Raw genomic sequence first — 16,959 nt, 5'->3', positions numbered from 1 at the left:
GGCGAGATGCCATATCCTGATTGCGAGCTCGCATGCAGCTGACGCCATCGCCGCCGCTTACGCTGGTTGGAATCCTGTCGTCCTTTCGACGTGCTTTTTCGGGCATTGTCCTGATGAGCGGGGTCGTCAACGTGCTGACCCTGACCGGCTCGTTCTTCATGTTGCAAGTCTATGACCGGGTCGTTCCGGGTCGCAGCGTGCCGACGCTGCTCGGGTTGGCGGTGCTTGCGGGAACACTGTTCGTGTTTCAAGGGGTGCTGGAGCTGATCCGCTCTCGCCTCATGGTGCGGCTGGGACAGGGGTTGGACGCAAAGCTGAGCCCGTCGGTCTATTCGGCGCTGATGCGCCTGCCGTTGCGCGCCAAGCCTTCTGGCGACGGGCTGCAACCCTTGCGGGATCTGGATCAGGTTCGCGCCTTTATCGGCAGTGCCGGACCGACCGCGCTGTTCGACCTGCCATGGATGCCGCTCTATATCGGTATCTGTTTCATCTTTCATTTCTGGATCGGCGTTACCGCGCTTGCCGGCGCTGTTGTGCTGTTTGCGCTGACGCTTCTGGCCGAATTCCGGACCCGCGGCCCGACAAGGATCGCCGGACAGCACGCAGCCGTCCGCAGCACCTTGGCCGAGGCGACAAGGCGCAATGCCGAAGCCATGCAGGCCATGGGTTTTAGCGGGCGTATCGCCGAACGATGGCATGCCGTCAACGCCGAGTACCTGAACGCCCATGCCGCAGCCAGCGATGTGGCGGGAACGCTTGGCACGATTTCCAAGATCCTGCGATTGATGCTGCAATCGGCCATGCTGGCGATCGGCGCTTATCTGGTCATCCAGCAAGAGGCGACCGGCGGCATCATGATCGCAAGCTCGATCATGATGGGCAGGGCGCTGGCTCCGATCGAACTGGCGATAGCGCATTGGAAGGGTTTCATTGCGGCGCGGCAAAGCTGGGCACGCCTGAAGCAGTTGTTGTCCGCGCTGCCGGAAGGCGCAACCGGCGTAACCCTGCCCGCGCCTGTCAGCGTGTTGGCGGTTGAGAATGTCAGTGTCGCGCCGCCGGGCGAACGGACGCCGGTAGTGTGGGACGCCAATTTTTCACTGGCCAAGGGAGCGGGTCTGGGGGTCATCGGCCCGAGCGCTTCCGGTAAATCGTCGCTGGTGCGTGCGCTTGCCGGTGTCTGGCTGCCGGCGCGGGGCGCCGTGCGGCTGGACGGCGCGACGCTTGACCAGTGGCCGACCGACGAGCTGGGCAAACATATTGGCTATCTGCCGCAGGATGTGCAGCTGTTTGATGGAACGATTGCGCAGAACATCGCCCGCTTCGACCCGGATGCGTCATCCGATATGGTGCTTGCGGCGGCCAAGGCCGCCGGCGTGCATGATCTCGTCGTGCATCTGGCCGACGGTTACGACACAAGGGTTGGCGAAGCCGGCGCGTCGCTGTCGGCGGGGCAACGGCAGCGCATCGCCCTTGCGCGCGCTCTCTATGGCGATCCGTTCATGGTCATCCTGGACGAGCCGAATTCCAATCTCGATGCAGACGGTGAAGTGGCCTTGTCCGCCGCCATCCAGGGCATCAGGGACCGCGGCGGCATCGTTATCGTCGTCGCACACCGATCCACTGTCCTGGCCAATGTCGATACCGTGCTGGTGATGGCCAATGGGCATGTGCAGGCCTTCGGTCCGAAGGATGAGGTGCTGAACAAGGTTTTCCGAACGGCAGCACCGCTCAAGGTCGTTGCCGCCACGGAGAGAGGGGTTCCGGCATGAGCGAGGACAGAGCCGCTTTGCATCATAGGCAGGTCCACCGCTATCTCGTGGCTGGGGTTGCTACCTGTCTGCTGCTCGTCGGCGGTGTTGGCGGCCTGGCGGCAGTGACCAAAATGTCGGGTGCGGTGATCGCAGCTGGCCGGCTGGTGGTCGATTCCAATGTAAAGAAGGTTCAGCATCCGACGGGTGGCGTGGTCGGCGAGATCAGGGTGCGTGAAGGCGACCGGGTCAAAGCGGGCGATATTCTGGTGCGCCTGGATGAGACGACAACGCGCGCCAACCTGGCGATCGTCTCAAAAGGTCTGGATGAGTTTTATGCACGGTTGGCGCGCCTGGAGGCAGAGCGTGACGGCAAGGACACGATCAGCTTCCCGGAGGTCTTGACATCGCGGCGCGACGAAGCGGGTGTCGCCGCATCGATGGCCGGAGAACAATCGTTGTTCGATTTCAGGCGCCAGGCGCGGTCCGGCCAGCGATCGCAGTTGCGCGAACGGATCGCCCAGTTGACGCAGGAGACCGCCGGCCTGACCGAGCAGCTGCAGGCCAAGCGCCGCGAGATCGAGCTGATCCAGATCGAGCTGGAAGGCGTGCGGTCCCTGTGGCGTCGCAAGCTGATAGGAATCGAGCGCATGACGTCGCTGGAACGGGACGCGGTGCGGCTCGAAGGCGAGCATGGGCAGCTGACCGCGGGAATAGCCCAGGTGAAAGGCAAGGCGGCCGAGATCGAACTGCAGATCATCCAGATCGACCAGGATCTTCGCAGTGAGGTCGCGACCGATTTACGCGAAACGCAAGGGAAGATCTCCGAGTTCGTCGAACGCAAGGTAGCGGCCGAGGACCAGTTGAAGCGCATCGATCTGCGCAGCCCGCAGGATGGCGTGGTGCTGCAGCTGGCCGTGCATACGATCGGCGGGGTCATCACGCCCGGCGAGCAGGTGATGCAGATCGTACCGGTAACGGACGACCTGACCGTTGAAGCGCATATCGCGCCGCAGGATATCGACCAGGTGACGATGGGCCAGAATGCGATTTTGCGCCTGTCGGCCTTCAATCGGCAAACCACGCCGGAACTGACCGGGACGCTGTCGCGGATCTCGGCGGATCTCACCACCGAAGAGCGCACCGGAGCAGCCTTCTATGTTGCGCGGGTGACGCTGCCGAAAACCGAGGTCGCCAAGCTGCACGGGCTGGCGCTGGCGCCGGGCATGCCGGCCGAAGTGTTCTTCCCGACGGGCGATCGGACGATGCTTTCCTATCTGGTGAAGCCGCTGTCGGATCAGATCCAGAAAGCTTTCCGGGAAGAATGAAGCCGCACCGGCTTCCTCCAGCACCGGGATCGGCTGGTTGCCGATCCAGAAGGGTAGCCCCTACTCCGCCGCTTCGTAGCCCGCGATGCCCTTGATCTCGAGGAAATCCTCAAGCCCGTATTCGGCGTATTCTCTGCCGTTGCCGGATTGCTTGTAGCCGCCGAAAGGCAGGCCGGCGTCCCACTGGGGATAGTTGATGTAGACATTGCCGGTGCGCATCCGGGCGGCGACTTCACGGGCCTTCTTGATGTCCTTGGCCTGGATGTAGGAGGCCAGGCCATAGACGGTGTCGTTGGCGGTGCCGATCGCCTCCTCGACGGTGTCATAAGGCATGATCGCCAGCACCGGCCCAAAAATGCGGCGCGGCAATCAACGTGAGAGCGCAGCGTCAATCAGGGGTTCTTCCGCATATTTGGTGCAGGTGCGTCGTTCCCTTGGTTGCCCTGTCGGCACCGTAACGTTAACCGGGCATCGATCAAAATGTGGGATCTGGCGGCATGACCAGATTTTCCCGTGATCCTCTTTATCGTCGCCACCGATTTCCGGCGCAGGTGATTGCCCATGCCGTTTGGCTCTATTTCCGGTTTCCGCTCAGCCTGCGGATGGTCGAGGATATGCTGGCAGCGTTGGTGCATGGATCCTTTGTCAACGGTTTGGCGATAGGCAGGCAGGATCGAAATCAGCTTGATTTGAGTGCCATGCCGTACAAACACAACGCAGATCGTCGTCATCACGTCGGAAAGATGACATTCAGGGTGACGAATTGGCGTGACTACGAAGCAGGTCTGCGCCGGCGTGGTAGCCTGACCTTATGGGTAACGCCGGAGGCACTGGCGGGATGGCGCGCTCCGCGACGCAAGACCCGCGGCGGCCAAGCCCGGTATTCCGATCTCGCCATTGAGACAGCGCTGACGCTGGGTTGCGTCTTCGCAATGCGGCTGCGCCAGACCGAGGGATTGCTTCACTCGCTGCTGGATCTCATGGGGCTGAAAGTCCCAGTTCCAGATCATACGACGCTGAGCCGTCGGGCACAGAAGTGGGAGCCATCAGCCCGACGAAACCCGCCGCAGCCGGACGGCCCGCTGCATGTGCTTGTCGATAGCACGGGATTGAAAGTCTACGGCGCCGGGCAATGGCTGGAGCAGAAACATGGCGCCAGATCACGTCGCAACTGGCGCAAGCTGCATCTGGCAGTGGATGCCAAAAGTGGCGCGATCATTGCCCAAAGGCTGACAGATCAGGACACGGATGATCCTTCCCAGGTGGCACCGCTGCTCGATCAGATCGACGGCGAGATCGACCAGTTCACAGCCGACGGAGCCTATGACGGCAAGCCAACCTATCAGTCTATCCTGCAGCACAGCGCAACAGCAACCGCGAACATCGTCATTCCACCGCGTTCCACGGCGGTGGAAAGCGGTGATGCCGGACCGCCTGGTCAAAGGGACAAGCACATTGCCGCAATCGCAAGCGACGGTCGGCTGAAATGGCAGGCAGCCACCGGCTACGGCAAGCGGGCGCTGAGCGAAACGGCCATCGGACGATACAAGGGGCTGATCGGACGGCGCCTGCGAGCACGCTCTCTTCCGGCTCAACAGACCGAGGTTGCCATCGGTTGCATCGTTCTCAACCGCATGCTGGCATGGGCACGCCCGGAGTCTATCCGGCGTCAAGTCACGCAGGCATAACCAACTACATTAATGATCGAAATGCGTTCGATTTCATATCCGCGCACCAACGCCACCCACAGGGTCAAACTGCCGCGATGACGAAGTCCTGCCTCATATTCTGGCCAGTTCGTCACCCTGAACTTCATCTTCTCAATATGATGGCGGCGGCTGGTATTGTGTTTGAAAGGCATGGCTACGCTACAAAGCCTATTGCGGTTACCGCTTGCCTAAACCCACACCAATAAAAGATACAACGCCGCGGTACGAGCCTGAGACCGACCTGCGGCAGGCACACCATGAGGCGCTGGAGCGGGAGGAGCCGTGGAAGAGTGCCGTCGATCTGGCGGGGGATTTTGCGCGGGCGGCGCGGGATGGTTCGGAGGATGGCGGCGGCGATGGCGGGGATGGTGTGGCTGTGCCGCGCATCTCGCGGGCGGAGCGGAAGGCTGAAAGGGAGCAGGCGCGGCGGCGGGGCCGGGATGATTATAGCGCGACATATGTGGAACGGCCCGCGTTGCAAGGGCTTTTTTAGTCGATTTCATCACGCGGGAACGGTGCAGTCATATGTCCGGCCTTTCAGCGCGGCCCATGACCGCTGGCCTCGATGAAGTCCGCGAAGCGGGTGGCTGATCAATCTGACGTGCTCGAAGCACATTGTCGCGCAAGCCTCTCCCGCGTCGGGATTTCGTCCCGTGGAATCATCGTCTGCTCAATGCACCTCGCCTCTTCCTGGCTCTTCTCCGGTAGCTCGTGTCGGTACTCTGCCCTCAGGCGTTTGCCGCACGAACCGCCATCCCACCAGGTTTCCGATAGGTCCCGCCCTTCGTTAGCAGGGCCCAGATGATCCTCGCGATCTTGTTGGCAAGCGCGATGGCGACGACCTTGAAGGGCCGACGCGCTAGCAACGCGGTCAACCAGGGCAGTGCCCTGTCGTTGTTTCTGGCATGGCGCAGGACAGAGGTAGCGCCATTTACAAGGAGAGATCGAAGCTCCGTGTTGCCCATCTTCGAGATGCCGCCCAACAGCTCCTTGCCGCCGCTCGAATGCGACCTCGGCGTGAGCCCAAGCCAAGCGGCAAGGTGACGGCCCGACCTGAACCCGTCCGGATCGGGAACCAGCGCCTTGACGGTCGCCGCTGTGATCGCGCCGACGCCCGGGATCGTGGTCAGACGGCGCATGTCTTCGTCATGCTTTGCCTCGGTGACGATCTCGCGCTCAAGTCGTTCGACCTGTTCGCTCAGAGTGTCTAATTGGTCGACAAGGGCCGTCAGGGCGAAGCGCGCCGCCGCAGGCAGGCGAGCATCTGTCGGGTCACGCACGATCGCGGCTAATGCCGCCACCTTCGCCGGGCCGGCAGCCGCAATGATGCCCAATTCGGACATATGAGCGCGCAAGGCGTTGATCACTTGTGTTCTTTGGCGCAGCAGCAGAGCTCGCGTCCTCAGCACCATCGCCGCCGCCTGTTGCTCGGCCGACTTGATCGGCACAAAGCGCATGGTCTTGCGGGTTACCGCCTCGCTGATCGCCTCGGCGTCGGCAGCATCGGTCTTGCCGCGCTTGACAAAGGGCTTGACGTAGGCCGGCGGGATCAACCGGACGTCATGGCCGAGTGCTGCGATCTCACGCGCCCAGTAATGTGCCCCGCCGCAGGCCTCGAGGCCGACGAGACAGGTTGGCTGCTTCTCGAAGAAGCGCAGCACTTCGGCCCGGCGCAACCGCCTGTTGAACAGCGGCGCGCCTTCGGCGTCTGCGCCGTGAACTTGGAAAACCTGCTTGGCCAAATCTAGCCCGATGGTGTTAATCTGCGTCACGGAACGGTCCCTCCTTGGTGGCGTTGAAACAACGGCCACGTTAGCACTTGATGCTGTCGGAGCGGGCCGTTCCACCTCATCAATCTGGAAGAGAGGTGCGCGACAATCTGGATGAGAATCTGGTGTCGCGGTGATGCTGATGATCGCGGCATTGATTGTCGCGCGCAAGAGGTTTTATCGGTTTGATTGTCGCGGCGCGTCAATCAGGATTGACGTTTGCGGGCGTCGCATATGAGGCCGGCCGGCCTGGCCCTCGCTTTCGCTCGATGGCCTCGCGCCGCCGATAGCTCTCGACATTCAGCTCGAAGATTGTCGCGTGGTGGACAAGGCGGTCGACCGCGGCGAGCGTCATAGCGGGATCTGGGAAGACCTTCCCCCATTCGCCGAAGGGCTGGTTGGCGGTGATGAGCATGGAGCGCCGCTCGTAGCGGGCGCTGATGAGCTCGAACAGCACGCTCGTTTCGGCCTGGTCCTTGGTGACATATGCGAGGTCGTCGAGGATGATCAGGTGGAAGCGATCGAGGCGATTTATGGCGGCCTCGAGGCCGAGTTCGCGGCGCGCGACCTGAAGCTTCTGGACGAGATCAGTGGTGCGGGTGAACATGACCCGCCATCCGGTCTCGATAAGGGCAAGTCCGATGGCCGAGGCGAGATGGCTCTTTCCGCCGCCTGGAGGGCCAAACAGAAGCAGGTTAGCTCCCTTCTCGAGCCAGCTGTCGCCGGCGGTAATGGCCATCACCTGAGCCTTGGAGATCATCGGCACGGCTTCGAACTCGAATGTGTCGAGGGTCTTGCCCGGCAGGAGGCGCGCCTCGGCGAGATGGCGTTCGATACGTCGCCGGTCGCGCTCAGCCAGTTCATGTTCAATGATCGCAGCCAGGAAGCGAGCGGCCGGCCAGCCTTCCTTGTCGGCCTGTTCGGCAAACTGCGGCCACATAACCTTGATGGCCGGCAGGCGCAGTTCGTTGAGGAGCAAGCTCACCCTGGCGGAATCGACAGCGGGGTTCGTCTTCATGCCGCATCTCCTGTCAGGTTGGCGCCAAGCAGGGCTTCATAGGCGTTGAGCGGAGCAAGACGCACGACGACACTCGGCAGCCGGGCGGGATCCGGCGCGAACCGTTCGCGCAAAGCAGCCATGTCGGGCAATCGCCGTGCCTCTAGCGAGGCGGTCAGTAGATCAGCCAGTTCGCTCTCGCAGCCGCGCTCGTGCGCCATGGCCAGAAGCTCGACCATGGTGCGGCAGGCCTGCCGCTCAGGCAGTCGCTTTATGAGCACGTCGAAGGTTCGCCGGTAGGCCTCGCGGGGGAAGAGCTGGTCACGATAGACGAGGTTGAGCAGCGCCATCGGCTTGCGGCGCAGCGAATGGATGACATGCCGATAATTGACGACCTGGTCGTGCTTGCCGGTTGAAGAGGCGCGCCCGCGCGGCAGCGTCATGAGATGCGTGCCGCCGATGAAGATATCCAGCCGATCATCGAAGAGCCGCACTCTGAGGCGGTGGCCGATCAGGCGTGAGGGCACGGTGTAGAACACCTTACGCAGCGTGAACCCGCCCGATGACGTGATGCGCACGGTGACCTCCTCGTAGTCGGAAGTGCGCCGGGCGGGCAGTTCCTGGAGTTCGGCCCGCTCGATGTCGATGCGCTTGGAGTTGCGAGCATTCACGCGGCTGACGATCTCGTCGACAAAGCGACGGTAGGCTGCCAGGTCGTCGAAATCGCTCGATCCCCGCATCAGCAGCGCGTCATTGATCGCCCGCTTGAGATGGCCGTGCGGGCCTTCGACGGAGCCGTTCTCATGCGCAATGCCGCGATTGTTGCGGGAAGGGATCATGCCGTAGTGGCCGCACAGTTCGTCGTAGCGGCGCGTCAGGTCCTCCCGGGCGTCCTTGTCCAGGTTGCGGAATGCCGCCGAGAGGCTGTCGCTGCGATGCTCGCGGGGAGCCCCGCCGAGCGACCACAGCGCGTTCTGCAGGCCTTCCGCCAGAGCGACGAAACTCTCGCCACCGAGCACGACATGCGCATGCTCGAAGCCGGAATAGGCGAGCCGGAAATGATAGAGCCGGTGATCGAGTGGCTGGCCGGCGATCGTGACGCCGGCGGCGGCCATGTCAGTGAAATCCGACAATCCCATGCGCCCGGGTACGTGAAGCTGCCGGAAGATGACCTCCTGTTCCTCGCCATGGACGGCGCGCCAGGCTCGGACCCGGCGCTCGATCGTGCGGCGAATGCCGGCTCCAAGCTCGGGATGACGCCGGATCATCTCGTCGAAGATGGCGATCGCCCGAATACCCGGAGCTGCCCTCAGCATGGGCACGACCTCGGCTTCGAAAATATCGGCGAGAGGGTCGGCACGGCGCCGTTGCCGCGGCGCCTTCTTTTGTGACGGCAGTCTTGAATCCTTCTCGATGCGATAGGCCGTGGCGATACTGATCGACGCCTTCGCCGCCGCGACGGCCGTCGTATTGGTCTGCCGGAACTTCATGAAAAGCCTCATCTGGTGATCGGTTACGTGGCGGCCGGGCACAAAGTGATTCCTCCCCAACAGGAAAAACCACCGGCATACCCGGCCGACCGTGATCACCAGACGAACGCCCCCGAAAAAGGAACGCGCCGCCGGCGGATTGAAACTCCAGTCGGGCTACGCCCTCCCTGCGTTCCAATCCGCCGGCATTCTCATCCTGATTGACGCTGCGCTCTCACATTGATTGCCGCGCCGCAGATGATGATTTTGAGAGGGAGAGGGAGGGCCGCGTCCCACCTGCGCCAAGGCTCCGGTGGGTCAGGCTCTAGGCCGACACCCCGAGCCGCAGGGCGTCTGGGCCCCTGCGGGTGACGATCCCTCGCGCCGAACACGCAAGTTATATCATAAAAATCAGTAGTTTATCATAACAAACGTGCGTCAGCACGTCATAATATACGTGTTTTAACGCGTCACAATTGACTTGCAATGGATCAGCATCATATACTTGTTTTTGTACAACACTAAAAACTTGCAGAGATTCGGCTATGGCCACTCCTAATGAAAAACTCGCTGACGCGCTCGACGCCCTCAAGGCACTGCAGAGTGGTGGGCGCCGCGTGATCAAGTCCGAAGAAATCAAGCGGGTTCATCGCGAGCGGCTTCTCCAGAATGGCTTCTTACGTGAGGTTATAAAGGGGTGGCTGATATCCACCGGCCCACACGCGCAGGAAGGTGACACCACCCCTTGGTACGCATCATTTTGGGAGTTTTGTGCCCTGTATTGCCGGGACCGTTTCGGGAACGACTGGCACCTTTCTCCCGAGCAATCGGTTCTGCTGCATGCCGAAGCGACCGCTATCCCTTCTCAGGTCATTGTCTACACTCCCAAGGGCGGCAACAACACTCTGCAGCTTTTGTTCGGAACCTCGCTTTACGATCTCCGGCAGAAGCAGATACTCGCTCAGGAAGACGTGGTCGAAAAAGACGGGCTTCGCCTCTTTGCCCTCGACGCAGCTCTGGTGAAAGTCCCGGAGGCATTCTTCCACCGTTCACCGATTGAAGCCCAGGTCGCACTCGCCGCCGTCAAAGACGTTTCCGGGGTTTTGAGCAGGCTTCTGGATGGCGGACACTCTGCCGTTGCCGGACGTCTGGCCGGTGCGTTCAGGCGCGCCGGACGGCCCTCTTTGCGGACGAAATCCTCAAGTCAATGAAGGGGGCAGGGTATGATGTTCGCGAGACGGACCCATTCAGCGAGCAGCAGAACGTACCTGTAACTATCAAAGGTGTAGCGCCGATCGTCGGCAGAATTCACGCGATCTGGGATAACGCACGGCAGGCGGTCATTGATAGTTTTCCTGCTGCTCCCGGCCTTCCTGCCGACCCCCGCCCTTATTTGAAATTCGTCGAGGACATCTACAAGCGTGACGCTTACCATTCGCTTTCGATTGAAGGATACAGCGTTACGCCGGACCTCATCGACCGGGTACGCCAAGGGGGGTGGAACCCGGAAATAGATGAACAAGACCGCAAGAACCGCGATGCCCTAGCGGCGCGCGGATACTGGCAGGCGTTTCAGAAAGTGCGAGACTCCGTCACTGAAATTATTCGCGGGGCGCCGCCCGGCGCCTTCGTGCGTGAAGCGCATCGAGACTGGTATCGGGAATTATTCCAGCCTTCCGTTGCCGCGGGTATCCTGCGTGCCGGGGCACTCGCCGGTTACCGCAGTCATCCTGTCTACCTGCGCGGATCGCGCCACGTGCCGCCCCGCTCTGATGCGGTGCCGAAAGGAATGGCGGCCCTCTTTGACCTGCTGGAGAAGGAGACTGAACCTTCGGTCCGCGCTGTGCTTGGCCATTGGCTTGTTGGGTACATCCACCCCTATCCCGATGGTAACGGCCGCATGGCGCGTTTTCTCATGAACGCGATGCTGGCTTCAGGTGGCTACCCGTGGACAGTTGTGAGGGTGGAAGACCGTGACCGGTACCTGGCGGGGTTGGAAAGCGCGAGTGTGGATATGGACGTACGCCCGTTTGCGGCTTTCCTCGCAGAGCGCGTTCAGTGGTCCATGGAGAAAGCATCATGAGGTGCCGGGAAGGTCCCGCACGGGCCTCGAATAGAGGCAGCAATATTTTCAAACGGCGCGGGGGCTGAATGCATACCTGGGCACCGTAACGTTAACCGGGCATCGATCAAAATGTGGGATCTGGCGGCATGACCAGATTTTCCCGTGATCCTCTTTATCGTCGCCACCGATTTCCGGCGCAGGTGATTGCCCATGCCGTTTGGCTCTATTTCCGGTTTCCGCTCAGCCTGCGGATGGTCGAGGATATGCTGGCGGCGTTGGTGCGCGGATATGAAATCGAACGCATTTCGATCGTCGACGTAGTTGGTTATGCCTGCGTGACTTGACGCCGGATAGACTCCGGGCGTGCCCATGCCAGCATGCGGTTGAGAACGATGCAACCGATGGCAACCTCGGTCTGTTGAGCCGGAAGAGAGCGTGCTCGCAGGCGCCGTCCGATCAGCCCCTTGTATCGTCCGATGGCTGTTTCGCTCAGCGCCCGCTTGCCGTAGCCGGTGGCTGCCTGCCATTTCAGCCGACCGTCGCTTGCGATTGCGGCAATGTGCTTGTCCCTTTGACCAGGCGGTCCGGCATCACGGCTTTCCACCGCCGTGGAACGCGGTGGAATGACGATGTTCGCGGTTGCGCTGTGCTGCAGGATAGACCGATAGGTTGGCTTGCCGTCATAGGCTCCGTCGGCTGTGAACTGGTCGATCTCGCCGTCGATCTGATCGAGAAGCGGTGCCACCTGGGAAGGATCATCCGTGTCCTGATCTGTCAGCCTTTGGGCAATGATCGCGCCACTTTTGGCATCCACTGCCAGATGCAGCTTGCGCCAGTTGCGACGTGATCTGGCGCCATGTTTCTGCTCCAGCCATTGCCCGGCGCCGTAGACTTTCAATCCCGTGCTATCGACAAGCACATGCAGCGGGCCGTCCGGCAGCGGCGGGTTTCGTCGGGCTGATGGCTCCCACTTCTGTGCCCGACGGCTCAGCGTCGTATGATCTGGAACTGGGACTTTCAGCCCCATGAGATCCAGCAGCGAGTGAAGCAATCCCTCGGTCTGGCGCAGCCGCATTGCGAAGACGCAACCCAGCGTCAGCGCTGTCTCAATGGCGAGATCGGAATACCGGGCTTGGCCGCCGCGGGTCTTGCGTCGCGGAGCGCGCCATCCCGCCAGTGCCTCCGGCGTTACCCATAAGGTCAGGCTACCACGCCGGCGCAGACCTGCTTCGTAGTCACGCCAATTCGTCACCCTGAATGTCATCTTTCCGACGTGATGACGACGATCTGCGTTGTGTTTGTACGGCATGGCACTCAAATCAAGCTGATTTCGATCCTGCCTGCCTATCGCCAAACCGTTGACAAAAGATCCATGCACCAACGCTCCCATTGATTGCCACCGCACTGGTGGCTCTGGCGCCATCGCCTGAAACCTTCAAACGTGGGCGGGACTTCGCCGCATGGCTTGGGCTTGTGCCGCGACAACATTCGACAGGCGGCAAACAGCGTCTCGGCTCCACGACGAAGATGGGGGATCGATCTCTGCGGCGGCTCCTGATCATAGGGGCCAATAGCGAGCTTGTGTGGCGCGCCCGCCCGCAAGGGTGCAACACCAGGCACGTGGCTGGCCAAGATGCTGGCGCATAAACCACCGATGCTGGTGAGGGTGGCGCTTGCCAACAAGATGGCGCGAATGATCTGGGCTATCATGGCCAAGGGAGGAATATACAGAGCTCCGGTTGCTGCGGTCTAAAGCCAACGTAACCGAGGGGACGTCGCAGCGAGAGAGGTCATCGGAAGTATGGCGCAACGGTCGTGAGACGGGATCAGGAAAACCAGTGTGCACCAAAGTGTCTCAAGAGCACGCGGCGTTGATTTGGACCTGACCTGCGAACACCATAAGGGCCCGCGGCATGTGTGAAAGCCGCATCACAGGCCGGACACATGTCAGCACCCGACAACGCGCAATGCCAACTAAAGATTCCTCTTGCCAAACGGGCGTCTACACATGGTGCATGGATCCTTTGTCAACGGTTTGGCGATAGGCAGGCAGGATCGAAATCAGCTTGATTTGAGTGCCATGCCGTACAAACACAACGCAGATCGTCGTCATCACGTCGGAAAGATGACATTCAGGGTGACGAATTGGCGTGACTACGAAGCAGGTCTGCGCCGGCGTGGTAGCCTGACCTTATGGGTAACGCCGGAGGCACTGGCGGGATGGCGCGCTCCGCGACGCAAGACCCGCGGCGGCCAAGCCCGGTATTCCGATCTCGCCATTGAGACAGCGCTGACGCTGGGTTGCGTCTTCGCAATGCGGCTGCGCCAGACCGAGGGATTGCTCCACTCGCTGCTGGATCTCATGGGGCTGAAAGTCCCAGTTCCAGATCATACGACGCTGAGCCGTCGGGCACAGAAGTGGGAGCCATCAGCCCGACGAAACCCGCCGCTGCCGGACGGCCCGCTGCATGTGCTTGTCGATAGCACGGGATTGAAAGTCTACGGCGCCGGGCAATGGCTGGAGCAGAAACATGGCGCCAGATCACGTCGCAACTGGCGCAAGCTGCATCTGGCAGTGGATGCCAAAAGTGGCGCGATCATTGCCCAAAGGCTGACAGATCAGGACACGGATGATCCTTCCCAGGTGGCACCGCTGCTCGATCAGATCGACGGCGAGATCGACCAGTTCACAGCCGACGGAGCCTATGACGGCAAGCCAACCTATCGGTCTATCCTGCAGCACAGCGCAACCGCGAACATCGTCATTCCACCGCGTTCCACGGCGGTGGAAAGCGGTGATGCCGGACCGCCTGGTCAAAGGGACAAGCACATTGCCGCAATCGCAAGCGACGGTCGGCTGAAATGGCAGGCAGCCTCCGGCTACGGCAAGCGGGCGCTGAGCGAAACGGCCATCGGACGATACAAGGGGCTGATCGGACGGCGCCTGCGAGCACGCTCTCTTCCGGCTCAACAGACCGAGGTTGCCATCGGTTGCATCGTTCTCAACCGCATGCTGGCATGGGCACGCCCGGAGTCTATCCGGCGTCAAGTCACGCAGGCATAACCAACTACATTAATGATCGAAATGCGTTCGATTTCATATCCGCGCACCAACGCCGATTGTAGGCGTCGATCAGGTCCGTCATTGCGGCTTCGAGCTTGGACGTATTGATATGCTGGGCATTGAGGCGACGCAACGTATCGGCGCTGGCGATAGCTGGAGCATGGCGGGCGGCCTGGACGGGGCCGAGATTGCAACCATAGCCAAAAGTCGTGAAGACATAGCGCTGCTCGGCTCTTGTGAGCTTCGGATCGGCTCCGGAAGGCGGGCCGAAGTGGCGCGTGAAGTTGGTCCAGAAAGTCCCGTCCCTGAGAATATCGAGCAGGTGGCGTTCGCGCATGCGAGCATGGACTTCCATCTCGAAGCCCTGCAATCCCTCGGGCAGCGACTTGGCCCTGAGCTGTTTGAGGTGCGGCACGCCGTCAGCGTCAATGGTCAGTTCCGCGTTGGAGGGGAAGTCCGCATCGACCGCCACTGCTGTCGCCGTCAGTTCTCGCCGCAATTGATCGACAAGGTGTTCACCGCTCCCGGGAAGGCCAAGCGCATCGCAATATTCTGCCAGCCGCGCTTCGCAATCCGGCCAAGGCAGGAGCTGAGTCCTGTAATCATCGAAGGTTTCGGCGCCGACAACGAACAGATCCGTTGCTTGCAGCGCGTCCGCCAGATGGATGAAGACGCAGACTTCGAGCGCGCGACGATCGACCACTGTACTGCCACCACGGCGCTTCGCCACGAAGCTTTGCCATCGCTGCGAGGCAAAGCTCAGCTCAAGCGGTCCAGCCAATTCGTCACGGCGGGCGTGACGATGTTCGATCACGATCGACAATGCGTCAAGCAGGCTGCGATCCTGTGTCGCCGAGCGAATCTCCATCAAGTCCAGCAGCTGGAACAAGAGGCTGCGGGTTTTGGCGTGGATTGGCCACAGCAGCGGCAGATCGTTGTTGCGATGCCAGGCGCTGACCGTTTCACATTGCTGCGACAACGCCTCGACGCCGCCCTGCTCGGCCAAAAGAGCGCGGATGCGACGTCCAGTATCGGTGTCGCTCTCGCCTTCCTTAGCCGTTTCCAGCACCTGTCCCAGAACAGCGATCAGTTTCTCCTCGACGTCACGGTGCTGCTCCTGGAACGCTTTGAGCTTTTCCTTGGCGGCGGCCTGCGTCTTTCGGACACGGCGCAACAACATCTCGATCAGTTCGTCACGGCATTGCGCGTGGACCTGTCGCAGAAGGCTCAGGACCAGAAGGTAGCGCCGTCCTGGCCGGGCAATGGCAAGAAGTTCGCTCACCTCCAAAGCCCGGGCCTCGGCGGCGAATTGCCGGAGCTTGGTGTGGGTTATGTCTGCCAGAGGCGGATCAGGATCAATCAAATTGTTCAGCCAGTGGAGGCGCTCGATCCACAGCCTGATTGTCTCTGGGCGCGCTGGCCCAGGCGTCTGTTTCAACCGGTTGAAAGGGGTTGTCGCGGCTCCCGGCGGGACCGTCAGCAATCCATCCAGAGCCGCGACAACATCTGCGGTCAGCCGAACTGCAACCTGGTCGTACATGCGCGTGTGGACCTGGGTTCGCAAGTGGTTGACCAGCCGGTCCAGTGTGCTGAAGGCCGGCAAATCAATCGAAGCCTTCCCCAGAGCTTCAATGCCTCGATTGATCAGGTCCGCCGGATCGCTCATCGTTTCGGCTGCCGCAAGCACGGTGACCGATACCAACTGCTCGGCAGTTTCGGAATAAGCCGCCACGCCGAGATGAATGCGTACCGCCGTCCGATAGCGGTGGAGCGTCGTCTTTTGACGGGTCTCGTCGAGCAACGGGGGCACGGCGTCCAGATCAAGTTGCGCCGCCAGATAAGCGAGCGTACCGACGTGAACGTCGCTCACCGATGGAAAGTAGCCAAGGTCCTGCCGGCCCTTCAGCACCGTCGCCAGTGTCAGGCGACCGGTATCGGTGAGCGCCTTATCACGAACGAAGAAGAGATCGGCTTCATTCAGGAGGTAGCGGACGTTCAGTTCCTCAGCCGTCAGAGGGTCGCCAGGACGCGGGTAAGCGGTGCGGTCAATCGAGGTCATGAGATGTCCAGAAAAGGGTCCGCCGAAGGGGCGACGGAAAGTGTATGAATTGAAGGCGTTAGGACATAGCGATTCGCCGTCCGGAAAGGAAGACATTCTGGGACGCAATCATCGTCACTTCCATGCCAAAAACCGCACGGCACTTTACCTGCGCGTCTCCACGCCGGAGCAGAAGCCCGATCTGCAATATGATGGGTTGCATGGCTACGCTGCGCGCGCCGGACTGGAGATCGTCGGAGACTACTGCGACATTGCGGTGTCAGGCCGCCGCGAGGGACGCCCCCGGCTCAACGCCTTGATGGCGAGTGTTCGTAACCGTGAGGTCGATTGTGTCCTGGTCTGGAAATTCGACCGTTTCGCCCGCTCCACACGTCACCTTCTGATCGCCCTCGAGGAATTCGATCACCTCGGCGTGCGCTTTATCAGCGTTCAGGATCAGATAGACACCGCAAGCCCCATGGGGCGGGCCATGTTCACCATCATCGCAGCCATGGCAGAATTGGAGTCCTCTTTGATTAGCGAGCGCGTCACCGCTGGAATGCAGGCGGCGCGATCGCGCGGCAAGCATCTCGGACGGCCAAGTCTCCCAATTCTGTTGGTTGAAGAGATCGAGGTGCTTGCCGCATCAACCGATCTGAGCATTCGAAAGATTCAAGAGAAAATCGGAGGAAAAGCCAGTCGAGGCCGCGTTGGTGAAATCGTCAAACGCGTCCGATCGGCAAAAGCGTCGACCGGGTGAACTTTTTACACG

The 16,959-nt window shown here is 61.2% G+C and carries 10 protein-coding genes and 6 pseudogenes; 9 read left to right on the top strand and 7 right to left on the bottom strand.

The features are described from left to right. Nucleotides 1-32: 32 nt before the first annotated feature. Both HB777_36715 and HB777_36710 read left to right on the top strand, forming a co-directional pair. Entirely contained in the window at nt 33-1,769 is a 1,737-nt protein-coding gene (locus HB777_36715; protein QND69275.1) for a type I secretion system permease/ATPase, read from the top strand. Continuing rightward, nucleotides 1,766-3,076, top strand: coding sequence for an HlyD family type I secretion periplasmic adaptor subunit (locus HB777_36710; protein QND69274.1), 1,311 nt, complete (start codon nt 1,766-1,768; stop codon nt 3,074-3,076). Before HB777_36715 ends, HB777_36710 begins: the two co-directional genes overlap by 4 nt. A gap of 60 nt (nt 3,077-3,136) precedes the next feature. On the opposite strand, the pseudogene HB777_36705 reads toward HB777_36710, so the two are convergent. Beyond that, nucleotides 3,137-3,433: pseudogene (locus tag HB777_36705) on the bottom strand (aldehyde dehydrogenase family protein). 140 nt (nt 3,434-3,573) lie between these two features. Here HB777_36705 and HB777_36700 point away from each other — a divergent pair. Together HB777_36700 and HB777_36695 are read left to right on the top strand one after the other, a co-directional pair. Next, nucleotides 3,574-3,699, top strand: a pseudogene (locus tag HB777_36700) (IS6 family transposase). Nucleotides 3,700-3,774: 75 nt separating this feature from the next. Next, nucleotides 3,775-4,764 (top strand): IS5 family transposase, encoded by a 990-nt coding sequence (locus HB777_36695; protein QND69320.1) that lies wholly within the window; start codon nt 3,775-3,777, stop codon nt 4,762-4,764. Between the two features lie 53 nt (nt 4,765-4,817). On the opposite strand, the pseudogene HB777_36690 reads toward HB777_36695, so the two are convergent. The 4 genes and pseudogenes from HB777_36690 to HB777_36675 form a co-directional block, all read right to left on the bottom strand. Beyond that, nucleotides 4,818-4,937 (bottom strand): annotated as a pseudogene (locus HB777_36690) (IS5/IS1182 family transposase). Nucleotides 4,938-5,513: 576 nt separating this feature from the next. After that, the gene (locus tag HB777_36685; protein ID QND69273.1) at nt 5,514-6,557 is read right to left on the bottom strand and encodes an IS110 family transposase; all 1,044 of its coding nucleotides are present in this window, start codon (nt 6,555-6,557) and stop codon (nt 5,514-5,516) included. Between the two features lie 199 nt (nt 6,558-6,756). After that, nucleotides 6,757-7,572 carry an ATP-binding protein gene (locus HB777_36680; protein QND69272.1) on the bottom strand — a complete coding sequence of 272 codons (816 nt, stop codon included), beginning with the start codon at nt 7,570-7,572 and terminating at the stop codon, nt 6,757-6,759. Beyond that, entirely contained in the window at nt 7,569-9,083 is a 1,515-nt protein-coding gene (locus HB777_36675) for an IS21 family transposase (GenBank protein ID QND69271.1), read from the bottom strand. The genes HB777_36680 and HB777_36675 overlap by 4 nt, the downstream gene beginning before the upstream one ends. 482 nt (nt 9,084-9,565) lie before the next feature. On the opposite strand from HB777_36675, the pseudogene HB777_36670 reads away from it, so the two are divergent. Next, nucleotides 9,566-11,103 (top strand): annotated as a pseudogene (locus HB777_36670) (Fic family protein). A gap of 128 nt (nt 11,104-11,231) precedes the next feature. Further along, nucleotides 11,232-11,360, top strand: a pseudogene (locus HB777_36665) (IS6 family transposase). A 50-nt stretch (nt 11,361-11,410) separates the two neighbouring features. Here the strand turns inward: HB777_36665 and HB777_36660 are convergent. Continuing rightward, entirely contained in the window at nt 11,411-12,394 is a 984-nt protein-coding gene (locus tag HB777_36660; GenBank protein ID QND69270.1) for an IS5 family transposase, read from the bottom strand. Between the two features lie 77 nt (nt 12,395-12,471). On the opposite strand from HB777_36660, the pseudogene HB777_36655 reads away from it, so the two are divergent. Both HB777_36655 and HB777_36650 read left to right on the top strand, forming a co-directional pair. After that, nucleotides 12,472-12,838, top strand: a pseudogene (locus tag HB777_36655) (IS110 family transposase). A 327-nt stretch (nt 12,839-13,165) separates the two neighbouring features. Beyond that, nucleotides 13,166-14,149, top strand: a complete 984-nt coding sequence (locus HB777_36650; GenBank protein ID QND69269.1) for an IS5 family transposase — start codon at nt 13,166-13,168, stop codon at nt 14,147-14,149. Between the two features lie 4 nt (nt 14,150-14,153). On the opposite strand, the gene HB777_36645 is transcribed toward HB777_36650, so the two are convergent. Beyond that, a complete protein-coding gene (locus HB777_36645; GenBank protein QND69268.1) occupies nt 14,154-16,208 on the bottom strand; it encodes a Tn3 family transposase in 2,055 nt (684 codons plus the stop codon). A gap of 40 nt (nt 16,209-16,248) precedes the next feature. On the opposite strand from HB777_36645, the gene HB777_36640 reads away from it, so the two are divergent. Beyond that, nucleotides 16,249-16,947, top strand: coding sequence for a recombinase family protein (locus HB777_36640; GenBank protein QND69267.1), 699 nt, complete (start codon nt 16,249-16,251; stop codon nt 16,945-16,947). The last annotated feature ends 12 nt before the right edge of the window (nt 16,948-16,959 follow it).

The sequence above is a fragment of the Mesorhizobium loti genome (assembly GCA_014189435.1).
GTDB classification, from domain to species: Bacteria; Pseudomonadota; Alphaproteobacteria; order Rhizobiales; family Rhizobiaceae; genus Mesorhizobium; species Mesorhizobium loti_G.
This window is presented reverse-complemented; position numbering and strand designations above follow the sequence as displayed.

Excerpts from the sequence above, each read along its gene's own strand:
- HB777_36710 (QND69274.1), top strand. The coding sequence starts at position 1,766 with ATGAGCGAGGACAGAGCCGCTTTGCATCATAGGCAGGTCCACCGCTAT.
- HB777_36645 (QND69268.1), bottom strand. The coding sequence starts at position 16,208 with ATGACCTCGATTGACCGCACCGCTTACCCGCGTCCTGGCGACCCTCTG.
- HB777_36650 (QND69269.1), top strand. The coding sequence starts at position 13,166 with ATGCCGTACAAACACAACGCAGATCGTCGTCATCACGTCGGAAAGATG.
- HB777_36715 (QND69275.1), top strand. The coding sequence starts at position 33 with ATGCAGCTGACGCCATCGCCGCCGCTTACGCTGGTTGGAATCCTGTCG.
- HB777_36695 (QND69320.1), top strand. The coding sequence starts at position 3,775 with ATGCCGTACAAACACAACGCAGATCGTCGTCATCACGTCGGAAAGATG.
- HB777_36660 (QND69270.1), bottom strand. The coding sequence starts at position 12,394 with ATGCCGTACAAACACAACGCAGATCGTCGTCATCACGTCGGAAAGATG.
- HB777_36680 (QND69272.1), bottom strand. The coding sequence starts at position 7,572 with ATGAAGACGAACCCCGCTGTCGATTCCGCCAGGGTGAGCTTGCTCCTC.